An 18,003-nucleotide genomic window follows, 5' to 3' on the forward strand; every position below is an offset into this window, starting at 1 on the left:
TCCAGAGGCTCGCCGCACGCCGCACCCACCAAGGTCGGTGCGCACACAGGTACGACGATCGATCGTATCGGGAGGTTCGACCCAACCCGCAATGCAAGAGTCCACCGAAAGGCATGCTAGTGTTCTCACTCGGTTGCAGATGGCACTTCAGAAGCAACCAGCGCGCGGGTGGCGGAATAGGCAGACGCGCACGGTTCAGGTCCGTGTGCCCGAAAGGGCGTGGGGGTTCAACTCCCCCCTCGCGCACAACAGTCCCGGTCTTTGGACCGGGATTTTTGTTTTCCCGGACCTCGGCGGTGGGGCTCATCGCCACGCTCTGTTACGCTGTGGTCATCAACACCGGTCCCGCTGCTAGCCGTCAAGGCTGCAAGGGCCGGTTTTCTTTTGGAGCGTCCGACCGGTGGCAGTCCCCTACACCAAACCGCATCTCTCGTACGACCAACAGTTGGAGCTCCTGCGCAGCCGCGGACTAGAGATCGACGACGAGGCCGCCGCACTCGAACTGCTGAAGGGCGTGGGCTACTACCGCCTGTCGGCCTACGTCTACCCGTTCCGCGAGCTGCTCCCGGCCGAGCAGCGGCTGTCGCCAGTCCGGCGCACTACCGGGCGGACACGATCGCGGCCGGCACCACCTTCGACCAGGTGGCGAGCCTCTGGCGGTTCGACCGGGACCTGCGGCTCCTGGTCCTCGATGCGATCGAGACGATCGAGATCGGGTTGCGGACCAAGATCGCCTCTGTTCTCGGCGACCGGGACGCCTTCGGCCATCTGCGGATCGGTTCGCTCGACGGGTCCGCCTGCCGGGAACTGGTCGGTCGCGGCGGGCGGCGTGAGACGCGGCATCAGATCTGGCTGCGGAACTACGACCGGTCTCTTCGCGACGCGGGCCGGGAGGACTTCATCCGGCACAACCTGCACAAGTACCGCGAGCTGCCGGTCTGGATCGCCGTCGAGGTCCTCACCTTCGGAGCCCTGGTCAGGCTCTTCAACCTGATGCGGCCGGAGGACCGGACCGCGATCGCCGGAGAGTTCAGGGTCAAGGGCGGCGGCCTGGTCGGCAGTTGGCTGGAGGCGGTCAACTACCTACGCAACGTGTCCGCGCATCACGCGCGGTTGTGGAACCGCTCGATGACCTACAAGATCCGTCGGTTCAACCGCCACCAGGTCGGTCCGGGGCTGGAGCATCTTGCCGGTGCGGTGCCGACGGACAAGGTCTACTCGAGCCTGGCTGTCGCCGCCTACCTGTCCGAAGCAGTCGTCCCGGACAGCACTTGGCCTCGCGCGCTGCTTGCTCACGTCCGTACCTTTCCGGTGACCGGCAACCTCTCGCCGGTCGCCGGTATGGGCTTCCCCCGGGACTGGGAGGTCCAGCCGCTCTGGATGGCCTGACCGCACCTCCCGCTGGGTGGTGATCTGGGGTGTCCGTCTGGAGGTTGACGCTGGTGGGGGGTGGTGGGTGAGACAGTTCGGCTGCCTGGTCGTGGAGTGGAAGGAAGCCGGCTGTGGAGAGTGCGGCGTTCGAGCTGGATGGGCTGACGAAGGTTTTCGGGGCGCAGCGGGCCGTCGACTCGTTGAGCCTGGTGGTACCGCGTGGGTCGTTCTTCGGGATGCTCGGGCCGAACGGGGCCGGGAAGACCACGTCGTTGTCGATGGCGGTCGGGCTGTTGCGGCCGGACGCGGGGACGGCCCGGGTCTTCGGGGTCGACGTGTGGGCCTCGCCGGAGGAGGCGAAGGCGCTGGTCGGGGTACTCCCCGACGGGCTGGCGATGCCGGAGCGGCTGACCGGCCGGGAGGTGCTGACGTACCTCGGGTTGTTGCGCGGGCTGGACCGGGACGAGGTCGCGGCCCGGGCGGCCGAGTTGCTCGAGGTGCTGGAGCTGGACGGCGAGGACGACAAGCAGGTCATCGGGTACTCGACCGGCATGCGGAAGAAGCTCGGCCTCGCGGTCGCGCTGCTGCACGCACCGCGGTTGCTCGTCCTGGACGAACCGTTCGAGGCGGTGGACCCGGTGTCGGCCGCTACTATCCGGACCATCCTCAACCGGTTCATCGCGGGCGGTGGCTCGGTGGTGATGTCGAGTCACGTGATGGCCCTGGTCGAGCAGCTGTGTGACCGGGTCGCGGTCGTCTCCGGCGGCAAGGTCGTTGCCGCTGGCACCGTTTCCGAGGTGCAGGCGGGCGGATCGCTGGAGGACGCGTTCGTGTCCCTGGTCGGCGCGTCGACGCGCGGTGCGGAGGGGTTGACGTGGCTGTCGGCCTGACCTCGACCGCCGACACCCTGGTCCGGATGCGGCTGGCAACGCTCCAGCACGACCTGCGCGATCAGAACAGGGTCAGCTGGATCGCGAGCGGCGCCGTCGTCGGCCTGGTGCTGGCCGGGGGCACGATCTGGGTCTCCGCCGGCGGCGACAACGACCTGCTCGTCGTCGCGCTCGCGGTCTGGATGCTCGGCTGGGTGGTGGGTCCGCTCTTCGCCGGTGGCGGGGACGAGACCGTCAAACCCGAGTACTTCACCATGCTCCCGCTGCCGCCGCGCACGTTGTCGGCCGGTCTGCTGTCCGCCGCACTCGCCGGTGTCGCGCCCGCGGTGAGCCTGGTCGCGCTGCTCAGCCTGGCGGTCGCGGGTGCGAAGCTGTCGATCGGCGCCCTGCTGATCGCGATCCCGGCGATCCTGCTGCAGTTGCTGTGCTTCGTACTCCTCTCCCGCCTCGCCGTCGCGGTGTACGGCCTACTCCTGCAGGTGCGGACCGGCGCGATCTTGGCCGCGCTCGTCAACGCATTCATCCTGGCGTTCACCGCGCAGGGCTGGGCGTTGATCGCGGCGTACATCACCACCGACGTGCAGGGCGCGATGGCCAGTGGAGCCCGGATCGCCCCGTCCGGTTGGGGTTTGGTGGCCGTGGAGTCCGCCGGTCGCGGTGACTGGCTGCACAGCTTGGCGTGCCTCGCTGGCCTGGTGGTACTCGCCGGGGCCATGTTCACCGGCTGGTCCGCGTTGCTCGTCCGGCGGACCACGGCCACGCGCTCCGGCGTACGTCCTCGCCGGTTGCTCACCGCATCGAGTGCGTCGGGTGCCGCCGGGGCCAAGGAGGTGCGGTCGTGGACGCGCGATCTCCTCTACGGACACCGTGCCGTCTTCGCCATCGCGTACGGCCTGTTCTTCTGCATGATGCCGCTCGCCGTCGGCTGGAACGCGATGTTGCCGTGGGCCGGTGCGGCCGCCGTGATCATGGGCGGCTCGATGTTCGCCAACCTGTACGGCGCGGACGGCACGGCGTACTGGTCGACGCTGATGGTGCCCGGATCCTCCTTGCCGGACGTCCGGGCTCGGCAGCGAGCGTTCCTGCTCGTCTTCGGACCGCCGGTCGCCCTGATCAGCGTGCTGCTGACCTGGTGGTCCGGGACCGACACCTGGCCGATCGTGCTCACCGTGGTCCCCGCCCTCCTCGGCGGTGCCGCGGGACTGATCGTCCTCTCGTCGGTCTACGCCGCGGTGCCGACCACGGACGCGCACAAGCGGTCCGGCAACCCGTTGAACGCCGGCGAGAACGCGGGCGAGGCGACCGGCCTGGCGTACGTGATGATCGTCCTGATCGCGCTCACCGCGGCCCCCGCACTCGTCGTGGCGCTGTTCGCGTCCTGGTGGGGTGTCCCGGTCGGCCTGGCGTCCGCGGTACTCGCGTGGTGGTGGGGCGGGAAGGCCGCGGCGGAGCGGCTGGACCAGCGCGGTCCCGAGTTGGTCACCCTGCTTCGGCACGGCCGTACGACGGGCGAGCAGACGGGTAAGTCCTCCTGGACGGCCAAGCTGGACCAGCTACCGCGCGCGAAGCGGCACCTGGCGAACTTCTGCCTCGGCTTCGGCGCCATCCCGTTGTTCCCGCAGGCGATCGTGCCCGCGGTCTTCAAACTGACGGAGAACCCGGCCAAGGTCTGGTTCCTGGCCCTGTACGCGCCGTCGGTCTGGCAGTGGCCGATCATCGCCGGGATGGCGGCGCTCGGCCTCGGGATGTACGCGTACGGCGGTTTCATCTACTACCAGGCGAGCAAGCTGAAGGCCCGCCCCGACTCGACCGACCGGACGTCAGCGCAGGATCCGCTGCAGCAGGCCTCCTGACGTGGCTCGATGACGAGCGGCACCGGCCGAAGCCATCGGCTGGTGCGGTTCGTCGGTGGGCGGGGCGGAGTGGCGGGCGCTCGCTCGCGGGCCGTGGGTGCCGGTGAGCATCCAGAAGGCGACGAGGGCGGCGGCTACGAGGCCGAGGACTCCGGCGTAGTCGGTCACGGTCATGTCGTTCTCTCTCGGTGGGCTCGGGCGGTGAGCTTCTGGCCATTCACGGTGGGGACGGGCCCGGCCGGCGAACGTGATGGCACTTTGGTGCCATCCGTCAGGACGGATCGCTCGTGGCTCAGCTGTGCCGAATGCTGGACATTCCCGCTCGCCAGGGCGGCAGCGGCTGCATAGGTTGTGCTGGACCACGGGAGGTGTGCGGTGCACGAAGAGGCTCTGCTCGATCCGCACGAGGAGCAGGCGTACCGGCTGCTGGTCGGACTGTCCGTCGCCCGGGCCGCGGACCTGGCCGAGGTGGCGAAGCTGACCCAGCCGGACGCGCACGAGGTCCTCCAGCGGCTGCAGGCGAAGGGGCTGGTCGCGGTCCAGCCGGGCGACGATCCCGTCTTCCGGCCGCTGCCACCGGACGTCGCGCTCGGGACCACGCTGCTCCGCCGGCAGGAGTCGCTCGAGTCGGCCCGGCAGACCGTGGCCGCGCTGAGCGAGGAGTTCCGCGCCAGCGCCGGCCGCCGGGACGCCCACCACCTGGTCGAGGTCCTGGTCGGCGCCGAGGCCCTGCGCGAACGCCTGCGCGATCTGCAGGAGTCGGCGCGCGAGGAGATCCTCTGGTTCTGCCGGGCGAACCCGCTGGCGATGCAGGGCGCCGAGAACACCGAGGAGTACGGCGCGCTCAGCCGCGGTGTCCGGTACCGGGCGATCTACGAGCGGGCGCTGCTGGAGACGCCGGGCGAGCTGGACACCATCGCCGAGGGCGTCAGCTGGGGCGAGGAGGCGCGGACGTTGCCCACGCTCCCGGTCCGGCTCGCGATCGTGGACCGGGCGACCGCGGTGTGTCCCCTGGTCCGGGACGAGGAGCTCGGGATCGGTCAGCCGACCGCCGCTGTGATCAACCGGGGCCAGCTCCTCGACGCCCTGCTCGCGCTCTTCGAGACGCATTGGGAGGCCGCGACCCCGGTACGGCTGCAGTCCGACCAGGACGAGGTGGTCGAGGGGCTGGACGACTCGGAGCGGTTCCTGTTGTCGCTGATGGTCGCCGGGGTCCCGGACAAGTCCATCGCGTCGCAGCTCGGGATCAGCCGCCGGACCGTGCAGCGGCGGCTCGACCGGATGATGGCGCTGGCCGGCGTCGACACCCGGACCGGGCTCGCGTTCCAGGCTGCCAAACGCAAGTGGCTCTGAGCAGGCGAAAGCCCGGGCCGGCTGCTCCCGGCCCGGGCTTCCATCAACGGGGTACTACTTCAGCCCGTAGGCCCTGATCACCGTCTGGGTGACCTTGTTACCGGCGTTGTCCCCGGCAACCACTCGCAACGACACCGTGCCCTTGCCGGCCGGAATCATCGCGACGTACTGGCCGTACGCGCCGACCGTGGCGACCTTGCGCCAGGTCGTGCCCTCGTCGAACGAGACCTCGGTCCGCAGCGAGGTGGACCGCGGTGCCGGCGCCCCGGCCTGCTGGCGGACCTTCAGCCCGAGCACGTGCGGGACGAGTCCGAGCGCCTTGCCGTTCAGATCGACCGGGACGTCGTAGTCGACCTGCAGCAGCGGCAGCGCCACGGCCTGGTCCTCGGCCACCTTCTTCGACCGGAAGTCCCACGCGGTCTGGGTCTTCGTCGCCCAGTTCCACTCACCCGTGGTGTCGATCCGCTCGGTGTTCAGCTCCAGCCGGTACGCCGCGTCGCCGCTGCTGGTGACCACGTCCTCCCACGCGTCGGGGAGTTCGGCCACCACCGCGCCGTTCTGCTTCAGTACGGCCGACGCCTTGGTGGTCTCGCCGACGGTGTAGTGCCCGGCCGCGTCCACGAACGCCGGGATCCGCAGCGACAGCCGGTCGCCGGTCCGGGTGGAGACGATGCCCGGCGCCGCGGCCGGACGGACCACCGGCTCGAACCAGCTCTCCGACGACGTGCCCTTGGCGTAGCTCCGCGGCAGCGTGGTGAGTCCGCCGTTCAGCGGGTTCATCGTGTCCCAGGTGTAGAGGTGGTGGACCCGGTGCTGCCAGAGCGAGTCACCCGCGGTCACCCACTCCTCGCGCACCTTCGGGGTCTCGACGAACCGCTGGGAGTCGTTCCACGCGTACTCCTGCCACGGCCGCCAGCCGAACCGCTGCTCCTTGGCCCACGGGAAGCCGCCGTTGTCGCGGTACGAGGTGGTCACCCGCGCACTGTTCGACGGGCTGACCGTGTAGTCGATCTTGGTCGGGATCTGCCCGGCCGAGACCTGCTGGACGTCGTACAGGTACGGGCTGGACGTGGTCAGGGTCAGGTCGATGGTGGCCCGGCCGGCCCTGGCCCGGGTGACCAGCTTGGTGCCGTCCTTCGCGGTCGTCACCATCGCCGGGATCGGTTCGCGATCGCCGACCGGACGCCAGACGGTCCACGCCGACCAGTCGGCCGGACGGACCAGGATCACTGCTGCCGCCCCGGCCTGGGCCGCGGCCGCGATCTGCTGCTTCTCGCTGCCGTTGCCCCAGCCGTCCTCGCTGGAGTCGATCACGGCCACCGCGCCCTTGACGTTCTTCAGGTCCGGGGTCGCCGCGACCAGGCTGAACCGGCGCTTGCCCTCGTACGACGGCGACTGGTGCAGCAGGTTGATGTCGAGCGGACCGCTGACGCCCTGGACCGAGGCCTGGACCAGCGGCGCCACCAGTTGCCAGCGCGAGGAGAACTCGAAGCTGCCGTCACGGACCTTCGCGGTCGGCGTGACCAGGAGCTGCTGGAGGGTGCTGAAGTGCATCACGCCGTGGCTGATCCGGCGGCCGTTGGGGTACTGCCGGTGCACGTAGTAGCTCAGGATCGCCTGCTGCTCCGACGGCTTCGGCGTGTGGATCGTGATCGGGGCCGCCTTCCGGGCGTCGATGACGATCTCGGTGTCCTTGGTGACCATGACGTTCGGGTCGGTGAACAGGCTGACCTTCTCGTCCTGCGCGCCACCACTGTCGACGATGGAGTGCAGCAGGTAGTTGCCCTCCTCCACCTCGGCGGTGAACGACTGTCCGTCGGGGATCCAGGCGAGCGAGTCCGAGCGGGAGTTGTCGCCGTACAGCGAGACCACCGGGACGCCGGTCGGCTGCCCGTCCAGGTCGACGGCGCGCAGGGTGACCTTGTGCTTCGGGCCGGCCCGCAAGGCGCCGACCGCGGTCCGGGTGCTGACGCCATCGGTGCCGGTGGCAACGATCCAGCCGCTGTACAGGCCGCGGCCCAGCTTGGCCGGGTCGAGCCCGACCGGGACGTCGGCAGTGCCACCGGCCGGGATCGTCACCGTCGACGGCGCGGTGATCCCGTCGGTCACGGGCTGCTTGGTGTCGAGGTTGTCCACGTCCACGGTGACGGTCAGCGTGACGGGCGCGTCACCCGTGTTGTGGTAGGTCACCGTCCTGGTGGCGGCGGTGCCGGCGAGGCCGAAGTCGGCGACACCGGTCGCGTACACCTTCTGCTGGATCGCCCGGGCCACGTCGACGCGGCCGGCGCCCTGCGCGTACACGCTCAGGTCCGGCGTGGTCTTCGCGGTGCTGACCAGTGCGTTCTTCAGCTGGTCCGCGGTCCAGTCCGGGTGCGCCTGGGCCAGCAGGGCCGCGGCCCCGGCCACGTGCGGCGCGGCCATCGACGTACCGGAGGCGGCCGTGTAGAGGTTGTCGACCGGCGCGCCCATCGCGGTCCCCGCGGCGCGCGCGGCGACGATGTCCACACCCGGCGCGGTGATCTCCGGCTTCAGGCCGTCGTCACCGAGACGCGGGCCGCGGCTGGAGAAGTCGGCCAGCTGGTCGTTGCGGTCCACGGCGCCGACGGTCAGGGCCGAGGCGGCCGCACCCGGCGTACCGATGGACTGGTCCTGGCCCTCGTTGCCGGCCGACACGACGAACAGCGTGCCGGTCTGGGCGGTGATGTCGTCGACCGCCTGGCTGAGCGGGTCGGTGCCGTCGGTGGCGCCGCCGCCGAGGCTCATGTTGACCACCTTGGCGCCCTCGGCCGCGGCCCACTCCATCCCGGCGATGATCCAGGAGTCGTAGCCGTAGCCGTCGTCGCCGAGCACCTTGCCGACCAACAGGTCCGCCTTCGGCGCGACGCCCTTGCGAGTCCCGTTCGCGCCCGCGCCGGTCCCGGCGATGGTGGCGGCGACGTGAGTGCCGTGGCCGAAGTGGTCGACCGGGCCGGTCGGGCTGCCGGAGAAGTCCTGGGCCTGCTGGATCTTGCCGGCCAGGTCCGGGTGGGTGGAGTCGACGCCGGTGTCGAGCACCGCGACCTCGACGCCGCTGCCTTCGTACCCGGCCTGCCAGGCGGCCGGGGCGCCGATCTGCGGGACGCTCTTGTCGAGCACCGGGCGGACCCGGCCGTCGAGCCACACCTTGCTGACGCCCTGGTCGAGCGCCCGGGCGTTCTGCGCCGGCTTGAGCGAGTCCCAGAGGTTCGTCAGCTCGGACTTGGTCGCCTTGACGGCCGCCGCGTTGATCGAGTCGAGCGACCGGGTGGTCGTCGTCCCGGGCAGCGAGGACCGGGTCCGGGCGCCGCTGGTGTACCGGACGATCAGCGGCAGGTTGCCGGTCGCCGAGTCGCCGTACCCGTCGGCGAGCAGTTCCTCGACGTCGAACAGGTCGACGTCCAGGACACCGGACGAGACGTACGGGACCGCGTCGCTCGGCAGGACGCGCAGTCCGCCGTCGACCTCGACGGTGTGGAACGCGATCCGCTCACGACCGGCGGCGGGCTGGACGCTCGCCGCCTTCCGGCCGGCACCGGCGTCGGTGACCTCGACGACGTCACCGGTGATCAGGGTGACCTTCTGCGAGGTACCGCCGGACGCCGCGGCGGATGCGGGCGTCGCCGGGGTTCCCGGTGGCGCGGCGGTGGCCTGGAGCATCGTCGTACTGCCCAAGGCCAGGGCGGCCGCGAGGATGGCGGCACTTTTCACGGGGGAGGACATGGATGGGCTCCTTCGAGAGGTTGGGGGCAGGCACCTCTTCCGAAGGAGTCTGCGGGCCACGACCGCCGGTATGCCCTGTCCACAGCTGCCGTCCCTGTGACATGACGCATGCGCGCCAGCCGATTCCGTAGTCGATCTGTCACGAAGAGTTGTCGCCCACCTTGCGCCGAACGGCTGCTTTCCCGCCTTCCTGGGTGCACTATCGGTTCATGAGGGGGCCACAGGTGGTGCGTAGGTGGGCTTGGGTCGGGACGTTCGTCGTCGGGGCGGTGCTGTACCTGCTGGTGCTCGCCGTCCTCACCGACACCAGCAACCCGAATCTCTTCCCGACGATGATCCTGCTCGGTGCGCTGGTGGTACCGCTGACGTTCGTCACGTTCGCGGCCGGCCGGGGTGGGCAGTGGCTGATCGACGGACCGACGCTCAGCGGCTCGCTGGTGTTCGGCGGCGTCATCGGCGTGGTCGTCGCCGGGTTGCTCGAGTACGACGCGATGCGGCGGCTCGGTGCGTTGCCGATGCTCGGGGTCGGCATGATCGAGGAGGCGGCCAAGCTGATCGTGCCGATCGCGCTGGTGCTCTTCTTCGGGCATCGGTACCGGCACTCGATCGGCACCGGCATCGTGATCGGTGTCGCGGTCGGCACCGGGTTCGCGGTCCTGGAGACGATGGGCTACGCGTTCGTCGCGCTGCTGAAGTCGGGCGGCAACGTGGGGGCTGCCGAGGAGACCCTGTTCGTCCGCGGCCTGCTCTCCCCGGCCGGCCACGCGGCCTGGACCGGCCTGACCTGCTGGGGTCTGTGGCGGTTCGTGGTCGAGCCGACCGGCAAGAGGTTCCTCGCCTTCCTCGGCCTGTACGCCGTGGCCGTCGCGCTGCACACCACCTGGGACGGCATCGGCGGCCTGATCACGTACGTGGTGGTCGCCGCGATCTCGATCGGTCTGCTGCTGTTCGGTCTGAGCCGGGCCCGCCGCGACGACAGCCGTGAACCGGCCGCCGCCTGACCCGATGCTGCCCGACTTCAAGCTGGAGACGTACTTCTCGCGCTGGGAGTTCAGCGCCCGGTACCACCTGACCGCCTCGGACGCGCAGACGCTGCCGATGGCCGACCTGCTCGAGTTGGCCGACGACGACGGCCGGCGCCGCTGGGAGGCGCTCGAGCTCGGCTATACCGAGACCCGCGGGCTGCCCGCGTTGCGGGAGGAGATCGCCGCGACGTACGAGCAGGTCGCCGCCGAGGACGTGCTCTGCTTCGCCGGCGCCGAGGAGGCCATCTACCTGGCGATGCGCGTGCTGCTCGGGCCGGGCGATCACGCGGTCGTCCTCACCCCGAACTACCAGGCGGCGGAGACGATCCCGTTGTCGGTCGCCGAGGTCACCGGGGTCGCGCTGCGGTCCGAGGACGACTGGGCGCTCGACGTGGACGCGATCGAGGCCGCGCTCCGGCCGACCACCCGCCTGGTCTCGGTGAACTTCCCGAACAACCCGACCGGCGCGGTCCCCGATCCCGCCACCTGGCTGCGGCTGGTCCGGTTGTGCGACGAACGCGGGATCATCTTGTTCAGCGACGAGGTGTACCGCGGGCTGGAGCTCGACCGGCCGTCGTTGCCGCAGGCCGTCGACCTGTCCCCGGCCGCGGTGTCGCTGAACGTCATGTCCAAGGCGTACGGGCTGCCCGGTCTCCGGATCGGCTGGATCGCCTGCCGTGATCCGGCGCTGCTGGACCGGCTGGAACGAGCCAAGCACTACACCTCGATCTGCAACTCCGGGCCGAGCGAGATCCTCGCGCTGATCGCCTTGCGGGCCCGCGATCACCTGCTCGAACGCAACCGCCGGATCGTGGCCGCGAACGTCCCGAGCTTCGACGCGTTCTTCGGCCGCTTCCCGGAGTTGTTCGAGTGGAAGCCGCCGCAAGGTGGATGCGTCTGCTTCCCCCGGTACCTCGGCGCGGACGGCGTCGAGGCGATGTGCGCGAACCTGGTCACCGAAGCGGGCGTCCTGCTGCTCCCGGCGAGCATCTACCGCTCCGACCTGACCCAGGTCCCAGCAGACCGATTCCGAATCGGCGTCGGCCGACAGGGCCCCGAAGAAGCACTCGCGGTATGGACGCAGTGGCTGACCGTGCGGTGATTCCGGGCGCGGCGGTGGGGCAGCAGAGAGTATCCGCCCGCGCGTCTCATGCCGTGGGCAGTATCGATCCCTGGATCGCAGAGGACACCGGATCAAACGTCCTCCATCCAAACTCTGCGTCAGGGAGCCAGGAGTCGAGCGGCACCGTCTACGAGCGTGGTCGCGCTCCGGATCGCGTTCCTGGCCTGTTGAGGTCCGACGTAGACCATTCCGTAGTGCGCGTTGTCCTTGACGTCGAGCAGTCGCACAAGCGCCCGAGACATGGCCTTGCCTTCAGACCCTGCTTGGGCAAGCAGTTGGATGGCCTGGCGGTGATCTTGTCCTCGCGACCGTCTGCCGAGCGATGCGCAGCATGCCGCGTCCGCCGCAGCGATGCCTGCCAGCACGGCGAGGGCGGCAGCAACGTTGTCGTTGGCAAGCTCGTCGTCCTCGGCGCCGACGAGTTGGGCGACATCGAGAAACGCGCGTGCTTGGCTGAGCCTGACGCTTGCTTGGGCGCGGTTGCAGTCCTCGGTCCGGCCGCCTCGCGTCGTCACTGAGGCATCGCCCCGGAGGTGAGCTGACGTCGGAGATTTCGGAAGTCCGGTCCGAAGACGGTGACACAGTCGCGCAACCAGTCCTTGACGATCGGCTCTCCGGTCGTGATGTGGGTCAGCAGTTCGGTGCTGGTCAGCGCATAGGTCTGCAGATGATTCCCGGTCCACAGCTGGACCTGTTCAGCCAAGGAGCCGAGTTGTTCGTCCCAGTCCGGCGGCGACTGGCTGAACTCGTGAACGACTAGAAGGTCGATGTCGCTCCGCAGATCGCCATCACCTCGCGCCACCGAACCGAACAAGCTCGCGTGCAGCGGCCGGGCTGACCAGGTGGCCTCGATCTCGGTCTGGATTCGCACGATGAGCCGGCGGCGTAGGTCGGCGAGTTCCAGCACGGCCGGCGCTGCCAGGTGGTCGCGATTGAGCAGGTACGCCGTGCTGGCTCCGACCTCGGTAGCACTGACCAGACCAGTCGTCGCTAGTCGCCGGAGCGCGTTCCGGATCCCGGTTTCGCTGCCACCGCCGACCAACTGGTGGACCTTTCGCCCGGTGAGTGGCTGGGTGGTTCGCGCCAGAACGGTGAGTACGGGGCCGTCCAGCGTGGTGATGACTGTGGTGATTGGTCGAGAAAGGTCCATCTCAGCACCTCGTTCTACTGCCGATATCGGCACTAATCTACCGATATCCACACAATAATGCCGATCACACAAGGTAGTTGACCGCTTGCGGGATGAGTAACGGTTCGATGCTTTGGCGACGTGGCAGAGTCTGACGATCTGCGAAAAGTCTCAACATCAAGGTTCAACGATAAGGTTGAATCTTATGGATCGGGACATGAGTGCCTTCGTCGGTGCGGGTTGTGAGCTGTTGGGGTTCGGGGAGCCGACTCATCAGGAGCCGGCTTTCGGGTGGGTTCGGAACGAGGTTTTCGCGGGGTTGGTCGAGACCGGGTTCAGCTCGATCGCCTTGGAGACGGATCGGGTTGCCGCGTTGCTCGTGGACGACTTCGTCCGCACCGGGATCGGTGATCTCGACGCGGTGATGCGGGACGGGTTCTCGCATACTTTCGGGGAGTTGGAGACGAATCGGGCGCTGGTTCGCTGGCTGCGGGAGTACAACGCGGGGGTGCCAGTGGAGCGGCGGGTGGGGTTTCACGGGTTCGACGCGGCGACCGAGATGATGAGTGCGCCGAGTCCGCGGCGGTATCTCGAATTCGGGCGGGACTACCTGGGACTCGAGCTCGACGTCGCCGGACTTGCCGGTCCGGACGAGCGGTGGAGTTGTACCGAGGCGATCATGGATCCGGCCAGTTCGCCCGGTGACAGTGCTGAGGCGGATCGGTTGCGGGTGATCGCCGACGACCTGCTCACGGTGCTCTACACGCGGGCGCCCGAGCTGATCGCGAAGACCTCGCGCGCCGACTGGTACCGGGCGGAGACGCACCTGACCACGGGGCTCGGTCTGCTGCGCTATCACAAGCAGTCCGCGGAGCGCCTTGAACAGCAGGAGCGGATCTCCCGGCTGTCCAGTGTTCGCGATGCTCTGATGGCGCAGAACCTTCTCGACATCCGTCGGGTCGAGGCCGGTCGTGGTGGGACCCTGGTCTTCGCGAACAACCTTCATCTGCAGCGGAACACGAGTGCTTGGCGGCTGGGCGGGATGGACTACACCTGGTCCTCCGCCGGCTCCATCGTGGCGCGGTTGGTGGGCAGGCAGTACGCGTTCGTCGCCGGCAGTCTGGGGCGCAGTGAGGCTGTCGGACTCGGCGAGCCCGCGCCGGATACGTACGAGAGCTTCCTGCAAAGTCGGACCACGAGTTGGGGGCTGATCCCGGCCAAGGACGTCCCGCCCGCCCGGACGCGCACCGAAACCACCCCGGAGCAGGGGTACTTCCCACTCGACCAGGCGACCGTCGACGGCGCCGACGCGATCCTGCACATCAGCGCCGGCGCCTGACCCCGGGTACGAGATGACCAACTCTGGTGGCGGGTGGCTGCCGGGTCAGTCAAGTGTCGGCACTGTGAGACGGCTTCGGCTGAGCCATGGACTTTCTGTCCCGGACTGAGTACGGTCCGTAGCGGCGTCCGCACCACGCCCCTCAAGCCGGCCCTCGGGCCGGCTCTCACCGGACGGTGAGGTGCTGCCCGCCAGTAGCGCCTCACTGGTGGATGGGCAGAGCAGCTCAAGGCGGCCAGCCGGGAGCTGATGGGGGCCCATACACCCAGGTGGGGCGGGCCGAGCGCGGTCATCCGACCATCGCGCTCCCCGCCCCACCGGCTCAAACTCCTCCCCCAACGCACCCGACCCGTCGGTCGTCTAGCTTGGCGACAGGAACATCGAGGGACGGTGCTGTGGCTGACTGGGAAAGCACGTTCGCCGAGCTGGTCGCGGTCCGCGGCCCGGCGTTGCGCGCGCACGCCTATCTGCTCACCGGGGACCCGGCCACGGCCGGCGACCTGGTGCAGGAGGCTCTGCTGCGCGTCTTCGGCCGGTTGCGGTTGGGGACCGACATCGACCAGCTCGAGGCGTACGTGCGCCGCGTCATCCTGAACCTGTACGTCGACGAGCGCCGGCGGGCGAAACGCTGGAACGACACCCGCCACCTGCTCGCGGACGAACCGGTCCAGGGCGACGACCACCTGGTCGACGCCAACGCCGTACGCCAAGCACTGTCCGGCCTGTCACCCAAGCAGCGCGCCTGTGTGGTGTTGCGGTACTACGAGGACCTGACCGTCCTCGAGATCGCGGACCAGCTCGGGTGCGCCGAGGGCACGGTGAAACGCCACCTGGCCGACGCTCGGACCAGGCTGGCCTCGCAGCTGGGCGTGACAGAGGAGAGTGTGCGATGACGTCGAAGGACCTGCGGGACCTCCTCGAAGGTGTGGCGGCCGAGGGGCGCGACACCGTCGACCTGGGTGAGCAGCAGCTGGTCGGCCGGATCCGGGCCAAGCGGCGCCGGAGCCGGATCATCGTGGCCGCGTCGGGACTGGCGACCGCCGCCGTGATCGCGGCCGCGGCCGTGGCCGTGGTGCCCAACCTCGTCAGCGACGAGCCGCCGGTGGCGTCGGGCGAGCAGGGCCTGGGGATCGCGATCAGCGGGTGCGGTGGCGCGGTGAGTGGTGAGCCGCGGGCGGATGCGCCGTTGCGGCTCGCGGCGGTCGGAGACCTGAAGGCGGGCCCCACGCCGGAGTTGGCGACGATCGACGTCGAGGTGACCAACGCGGGGACCGCTCCGGTCGACGCGGTCGCGGGGAAGTCGGACGTCACCGTGGTGCGGCAGGGGGTGGTTGTCGCGGTACCGGTGCCGGCTCGTGGGGTGGGTGAGACCGTCAAGCTGCAGCCCGGGCAGTCGGCGAAGTACCAGGCCACCGTCAGTCTGCGCCGATGCGGTGCGGCATCGACGCAGACCGGCGAGCGGCTGGCGGCGGGGAGCTACCAGCTCTACGCCACCAAGGTGTTCAACCCGGCCGACGGCGGTGCGGCGACCGAGGTCCAGGGCGGTCCCTGGACGGTGCAGCTGAAGTGATGACCAGCTGACCCCGGGGTCCTACTTGATGGCGATCGAGGCCTTGAAGACCGACCTGATCGTCGTCCAGCGTTCGGCGTACTGCACTTCGTTCGCGTGCGCGATGTGCATGCCGCGAATCTGGACCGTGCCGTTCACGTACTGGTACATCGGGGCACCCGAGTCACCACCCTGACCGGCCGGTCCCTCGTACGAGATCAGCTCCGGCGTACAGCCCGACTCGTCGCAGAACTGCGCGTGCAGGCTGGTCACCACCTGCGAGCACTTCTCGTACGTGGTCTGGCCGCTCCGGCAGTACGCCGCACCGACCGCGGGGTCGGACGCGCCGCTGACCAGGATGGTGCGACCGGTCGAGTTGCCGACGTAGATCACCGAGCCGTAGGTGCCGCCACCGATGGCCTCGAAGTCGTAGTACGGGAAACTCGCCCGGTTCCGGACCGTGCCCCAGAGCTGCTCACCGCCGCTGGAGTACACCCGCTGCCCCTGTGCGAAGCAGTGGCCCGCCGTCACCATGTACCGCGCGGTCGAGGTGATGGTGAAGCCACTGGTGCAGACGCTGGTGCCGTTGGTGATCGAGGCGCCGCCGCGGTGCGGAGCCGGGTCGCTCTGCCGGGTGTCCCGGCCCACGTTCCCGTACTTCGCCTCCAGCAGCGCCGGGTACTTCGCCAGCAGCGGCTGCATCACCGCGGCCGGTGCGTTCGTCGTCACCGACACCTTGTCGCGCTGAGCGTCGTAGTGGAATCCGTAGCTGTACTTCTTCGCCCCGGACTTCCACTGCCGGCCCTCGAGCTCGGTACGAACCGCGGTCAGCTCGGCCTCGGTGGTGCGGCTCTGCTGGACCCCGGTCTCGGCGCCGGCGACGCGGACGGACTTCGCGGTGGCCTTCGCCGTCCGCGGCATCCGGACCACGTACTTCCCGGTCGCCTTGTCGAGGTAGACGCCCAGACCACCGGCCTTCGTGGCGTAGTCGTCGACCTGGCTGAACTTCTTCTCCAGTGCCGTCTGCGGCCCGTCGGGCGCGCTGGCGGCGGCTTCCTCCTTCATCGCTCGTGCGGCTGTCAGTGCCGGATCGGCCACCGCGACGGTCGTATCGAGCGGCTGGGCCACCGACGGCTGACCGGCGAGCACCACCCCGCCGACGCTGACCGACACCGCGGCGACCGCCAACGACAGCGATCTCCCCTTGAAACGCATTCGCTCCCACTTCCCCAGCAGTTTTTCGGGCAAGGTGCTGAAGCTGAAGTCTGACTGACCAAGGGTGCGGTCCGCGTGTCGAGACCGCATGTTGCCACTCGGACTTCGCCGGATCGTCGGACAACATTTCCGTTGCCGGGTGTTCCGGACCGGTCCAATCGGGCAGACTGACCGGCGAAGCGTTCCACACTGTCCGTGATTCCACCGCCCCGTGGGAGATCCGCCGTGAGAGCTTTCCGCCCCGATCGTCGTACGTTCCGCCCCGTCCTGGTCCTTGGTGTCCTGCTGGCACTGCTCGGCGTCGGGATCACCCCCGCGCCCGCCGCGACCACGGCCAATCTCACCGTCGCGTCCGCCCTGCAACGACAGGACGGCTCCGTCGGCACGGTCGAGGGGTACGTGGTCGGACAGCCGACCGCGACCTCCACCGTCGTCCGCAGCTCCTTCCCGAACGACTACGCCCTGGCCCTCGCCGACAGCGCGAGCCAGACGAGTACGGGAAGCATGCTGTACGTCCAGATCCCGAGCGCCTTCCGCGCGCAGTACGGGCTCAAGTCGAACCCGGGGTTGATGGGCAAGAAGCTCACCGTCACCGGCACCCTGGCGGCGTACTTCTCGCACGCCGGGCTGAAGGACGGGACGGCGTTCAGCGGTGGGACCGGAGGTGGGACGGATCCCGGCCCGGATCCCGGCGACTACTACGCGAGCGCGATCGGCAAGACCGGGCCGGCGTTGAAGTCCGCGCTGCACTCGATCATCTCGAACCAGACCAAGCTCTCGTACGACCAGGTGTGGGACGCGCTCAAGGACACCGACCAGGACCCCGCGAACGCGAACAACGTGATCCTGCTCTACTCGGGCCGCTCGCAGAGCAAGTCGACCAACGGCGGCGGCGCCAACGACTGGAACCGCGAACACGTCTGGGCCAAGTCCCACGGCGATTTCGGCACCGCGACCGGCCCTGGTACCGACGTCCACCACCTCCGCCCCGAAGACGTGTCGGTCAACTCGGCTCGCGGGAACCTCGACTTCGACAACGGTGGATCCGCGGTCTCCGAGTGCTCGGGCTGCACGGTCGACGGCGACTCGTTCGCCCCGCGGGCCGCGGTACGCGGTGACGTGGCTCGGATGATCCTGTACATGGCGGTCCGATACGAAGGCGGCGACGGCTGGCCGAACCTCGAGCCGAACGACTCGGTGAACAACGGCTCCGCGCCGTACATGGGCAAGATCTCCGTCCTGAAAGCCTGGAGCGCCGCCGACCCGCCGGACGCCTTCGAGAAGCGCCGCAACCAGGTCATCTACGACAACTGGCAGCACAACCGGAACCCCTTCATCGACCACCCCGAATGGGTCACGTCCATCTGGCCGTGAGGCCGGTCGGCACGGCAACGGAGAAGCCCACCCGCGACTCCTCC

Annotated in this window: 15 protein-coding genes and 1 tRNA gene; 11 read left to right on the top strand and 5 right to left on the bottom strand. The window is 69.3% G+C overall.

The window, feature by feature from the left end; genetic code table 11:
* Positions 1-162 precede the first annotated feature (162 nt).
* The 4 genes from FB561_RS08650 (at position 163) to FB561_RS08665 (ending at position 4,114) form a co-directional block, all read left to right on the top strand.
* Positions 163-246, top strand: a tRNA-Leu gene (locus FB561_RS08650).
* Positions 220-1,389: an Abi family protein gene (locus tag FB561_RS38950; protein ID WP_145804810.1), complete on the top strand. Its 1,170-nt coding sequence runs from the start codon at positions 220-222 to the stop codon at positions 1,387-1,389. The genes FB561_RS08650 and FB561_RS38950 overlap by 27 nt, the downstream gene beginning before the upstream one ends.
* Positions 1,390-1,502: 113 nt before the next feature.
* Complete coding sequence (locus FB561_RS08660) at positions 1,503-2,261, top strand: ABC transporter ATP-binding protein (RefSeq protein WP_145804812.1); 759 nt, start codon at positions 1,503-1,505, stop codon at positions 2,259-2,261.
* Positions 2,246-4,114: a hypothetical protein gene (locus tag FB561_RS08665; protein ID WP_145804814.1), complete on the top strand. Its 1,869-nt coding sequence runs from the start codon at positions 2,246-2,248 to the stop codon at positions 4,112-4,114. The genes FB561_RS08660 and FB561_RS08665 overlap by 16 nt, the downstream gene beginning before the upstream one ends.
* On the opposite strand, the gene FB561_RS08670 is transcribed toward FB561_RS08665, so the two are convergent.
* Positions 4,082-4,288: a hypothetical protein gene (locus FB561_RS08670; protein WP_145804816.1), complete on the bottom strand. Its 207-nt coding sequence runs from the start codon at positions 4,286-4,288 to the stop codon at positions 4,082-4,084. The genes FB561_RS08665 and FB561_RS08670 overlap by 33 nt on opposite strands.
* Before the next feature lie 201 nt (positions 4,289-4,489).
* On the opposite strand from FB561_RS08670, the gene FB561_RS08675 reads away from it, so the two are divergent.
* Positions 4,490-5,467 (top strand): helix-turn-helix domain-containing protein, encoded by a 978-nt coding sequence (locus tag FB561_RS08675; protein WP_145804818.1) that lies wholly within the window; start codon positions 4,490-4,492, stop codon positions 5,465-5,467.
* A 54-nt stretch (positions 5,468-5,521) separates the two neighbouring features.
* On the opposite strand, the gene FB561_RS08680 is transcribed toward FB561_RS08675, so the two are convergent.
* The gene (locus FB561_RS08680; RefSeq protein ID WP_145804821.1) at positions 5,522-9,205 is read right to left on the bottom strand and encodes a S8 family serine peptidase; all 3,684 of its coding nucleotides are present in this window, start codon (positions 9,203-9,205) and stop codon (positions 5,522-5,524) included.
* A 209-nt stretch (positions 9,206-9,414) separates the two neighbouring features.
* On the opposite strand from FB561_RS08680, the gene FB561_RS08685 reads away from it, so the two are divergent.
* Together FB561_RS08685 and FB561_RS08690 are read left to right on the top strand one after the other, a co-directional pair.
* Complete coding sequence (locus FB561_RS08685; RefSeq protein ID WP_145804822.1) at positions 9,415-10,206, top strand: PrsW family intramembrane metalloprotease; 792 nt, start codon at positions 9,415-9,417, stop codon at positions 10,204-10,206.
* Positions 10,207-10,210: 4 nt separating this feature from the next.
* Positions 10,211-11,332, top strand: a complete 1,122-nt coding sequence (locus FB561_RS08690; RefSeq protein ID WP_145804824.1) for an aminotransferase class I/II-fold pyridoxal phosphate-dependent enzyme — start codon at positions 10,211-10,213, stop codon at positions 11,330-11,332.
* A 119-nt stretch (positions 11,333-11,451) separates the two neighbouring features.
* Here the strand turns inward: FB561_RS08690 and FB561_RS08695 are convergent, their stop codons facing one another.
* Both FB561_RS08695 and FB561_RS08700 read right to left on the bottom strand, forming a co-directional pair.
* Positions 11,452-11,868 carry a DNA-binding protein gene (locus FB561_RS08695; protein WP_145804826.1) on the bottom strand — a complete coding sequence of 139 codons (417 nt, stop codon included), beginning with the start codon at positions 11,866-11,868 and terminating at the stop codon, positions 11,452-11,454.
* Positions 11,865-12,554, bottom strand: a complete 690-nt coding sequence (locus FB561_RS08700; RefSeq protein ID WP_145804828.1) for a nucleotidyltransferase domain-containing protein — start codon at positions 12,552-12,554, stop codon at positions 11,865-11,867. Before FB561_RS08700 ends, FB561_RS08695 begins: the two co-directional genes overlap by 4 nt.
* Positions 12,555-12,699: 145 nt before the next feature.
* Between FB561_RS08700 and FB561_RS08705 the strand changes: the two genes are divergently transcribed.
* The 3 genes from FB561_RS08705 (at position 12,700) to FB561_RS08715 (ending at position 15,391) form a co-directional block, all read left to right on the top strand.
* Positions 12,700-13,821: an erythromycin esterase family protein gene (locus FB561_RS08705; protein ID WP_272952538.1), complete on the top strand. Its 1,122-nt coding sequence runs from the start codon at positions 12,700-12,702 to the stop codon at positions 13,819-13,821.
* 395 nt (positions 13,822-14,216) lie between these two features.
* Complete coding sequence (locus tag FB561_RS08710; RefSeq protein WP_145804832.1) at positions 14,217-14,714, top strand: RNA polymerase sigma factor; 498 nt, start codon at positions 14,217-14,219, stop codon at positions 14,712-14,714.
* Complete coding sequence (locus tag FB561_RS08715) at positions 14,711-15,391, top strand: hypothetical protein (RefSeq protein WP_145804834.1); 681 nt, start codon at positions 14,711-14,713, stop codon at positions 15,389-15,391. Before FB561_RS08710 ends, FB561_RS08715 begins: the two co-directional genes overlap by 4 nt.
* Before the next feature lie 21 nt (positions 15,392-15,412).
* On the opposite strand, the gene FB561_RS08720 is transcribed toward FB561_RS08715, so the two are convergent.
* Positions 15,413-16,585 (bottom strand): S1 family peptidase, encoded by a 1,173-nt coding sequence (locus tag FB561_RS08720; protein WP_145804836.1) that lies wholly within the window; start codon positions 16,583-16,585, stop codon positions 15,413-15,415.
* Positions 16,586-16,810: 225 nt separating this feature from the next.
* Here FB561_RS08720 and FB561_RS08725 point away from each other — a divergent pair, with 225 nt between their 5' ends.
* Positions 16,811-17,959, top strand: coding sequence for an endonuclease (locus FB561_RS08725; RefSeq protein WP_170284605.1), 1,149 nt, complete (start codon positions 16,811-16,813; stop codon positions 17,957-17,959).
* The last annotated feature ends 44 nt before the right edge of the window (positions 17,960-18,003 follow it).

The sequence above is a fragment of the Kribbella amoyensis genome, from assembly GCF_007828865.1.
In the GTDB taxonomy this organism is placed as follows: domain Bacteria; phylum Actinomycetota; class Actinomycetes; order Propionibacteriales; family Kribbellaceae; genus Kribbella; species Kribbella amoyensis.

Coding starts and splice junctions, on each gene's coding strand:
- FB561_RS08685 (WP_145804822.1), top strand. CDS start 9,415: ATGAGGGGGCCACAGGTGGTGCGTAGGTGGGCTTGGGTCGGGACGTTC.
- FB561_RS08720 (WP_145804836.1), bottom strand. CDS start 16,585: ATGCGTTTCAAGGGGAGATCGCTGTCGTTGGCGGTCGCCGCGGTGTCG.
- FB561_RS08690 (WP_145804824.1), top strand. CDS start 10,211: ATGCTGCCCGACTTCAAGCTGGAGACGTACTTCTCGCGCTGGGAGTTC.
- FB561_RS08680 (WP_145804821.1), bottom strand. CDS start 9,205: ATGTCCTCCCCCGTGAAAAGTGCCGCCATCCTCGCGGCCGCCCTGGCC.
- FB561_RS08670 (WP_145804816.1), bottom strand. CDS start 4,288: ATGACCGTGACCGACTACGCCGGAGTCCTCGGCCTCGTAGCCGCCGCC.
- FB561_RS08705 (WP_272952538.1), top strand. CDS start 12,700: ATGAGTGCCTTCGTCGGTGCGGGTTGTGAGCTGTTGGGGTTCGGGGAG.
- FB561_RS08715 (WP_145804834.1), top strand. CDS start 14,711: ATGACGTCGAAGGACCTGCGGGACCTCCTCGAAGGTGTGGCGGCCGAG.